Raw genomic sequence first — 1,660 nt, forward strand, 5'->3', positions numbered from 1 at the left:
CCCCGCTCGCGGCACCCGGCCAACAGGTCTACCATAGGCGCTCGTCGCCCGCGCGACCGCCGGCACGGCATGCGGCTTGCGCCTGCCCCTTTCCTCGTTGCCCCCGCACAGGAGGACGTCATGACGCAACACTTCGATGCAATCGTCATCGGCACCGGCCAGGCCGGGCCGCCGCTCGCCGCGCGGCTCGCCGGCGCCAGCATGAAAGTCGCGATCATCGAGCGCGGCCGCTTCGGCGGCACCTGCGTGAACACCGGCTGTATCCCCACCAAGACGCTGATCGCGAGCGCGTACGCCGCGCAGCTTGCACGGCGCGCCAGCGAATACGGCGTGTCGGTCGGCGGCCCCGTCACCGTCGACATGAAAGCCGTGAAGGCGCGCAAGGACCAGATTTCCGGCCGCTCGAACCACGGCGTCGAGCAATGGGTGCGCGGCCTCGACAACACCACCGTCTTTCAGGGTCACGCCCGGTTCGAACGCGCGAACGCGGTGCGCGTGGGCGATGACGTGCTCGAAGCCGAGCGCATCTTCATCAACGTCGGCGGACGCGCGCAGGTGCCCGCGATGCCGGGCCTCGACTCGGTGCCGTACCTGACCAACTCGACGATGATGGACGTCGACTTCCTGCCCGATCATCTGGTGATCGTCGGCGGCAGCTATGTCGGGCTCGAATTCGGTCAGATGTACCGCCGCTTCGGCTCGCAGGTCACGATCGTCGAGAAAGGCCCGCGCCTGATCCGCCGCGAGGACGAGGACGTGTCGCAGGCCGTGCGCGAGATCCTCGAAAACGAAGGGATCGACGTGCAGCTCGACGCGAACTGCCTGAACGCGCGCCGCGACGGCGACGGCATCGTGGTCGGCCTCGACTGCGCGGGCGGCGGCCGCGAGGTCGCGGGCTCGCACCTGCTGCTCGCGGTCGGGCGCGTGCCGAACACCGACGATCTCGGGCTCGACCGCGCGGGCATCGCTACCGATGCGCGCGGCTACATCACCGTCGACGAGCAGTTGCGCACCAACGTGCCCGGCATCTGGGCGCTCGGCGACTGCAACGGACGCGGCGCGTTCACGCACACCGCGTACAACGACTACGAGATCGTCGCGGCCAATCTGCTCGACGACGATCCGCGCAAGGTGTCCGACCGCATCATGGCCTACGCGATGTACATCGATCCGCCGCTCGGCCGCGTCGGCATGACGCTCGCGGAAGCGAAGCAGACGGGCCGCCGGCTGCTGGTCGGCACACGCCCGATGACGCGCGTCGGCCGGGCGGTCGAGAAAGGCGAGAGCCAGGGCTTCATGAAGGTGATCGTCGATGCGGACAGCCACGCGATCCTCGGCGCGTCGATCCTCGGCGTGACCGGCGACGAAGTCGTGCACGGGATGCTCGACGTGATGACCGCCGGCGCGCCGTACACGACCATCAGCCGCGCGATGCATATCCACCCGACCGTGTCCGAGCTGGTGCCGACGCTGCTGCAGGATCTGCATCCGGTCGAATGACGCACGGCAGGCGGGCGGCCGCGCATCCGGTTCCATCGGTGTGCGAAGATGGCCGCTCGCCACGCCATCCGGGAACGCCATGGACCGCCTGCAAACGATGCAGATCTACGTACAGATCGTCGAACGCGGCAACTTCACGCAGGCCGCCGACGCGCTGCAG

1 protein-coding gene is annotated in these 1,660 nt (G+C 68.9%); it reads left to right on the forward strand.

Going from position 1 to position 1,660, the window contains the following annotated elements; translation table 11 throughout:
• Positions 1-120 precede the first annotated feature (120 nt).
• On the forward strand, positions 121-1,500 hold the full coding sequence (locus tag AP428_RS23890; protein WP_011548351.1) for an FAD-containing oxidoreductase: 1,380 nt from the start codon (positions 121-123) through the stop codon (positions 1,498-1,500).
• Positions 1,501-1,660 lie beyond the last annotated feature (160 nt).

The sequence above is a fragment of the Burkholderia sp. E168m22 genome (assembly GCF_001319805.1).
In the GTDB taxonomy this organism is placed as follows: domain Bacteria; phylum Pseudomonadota; class Gammaproteobacteria; order Burkholderiales; family Burkholderiaceae; genus Burkholderia; species Burkholderia orbicola.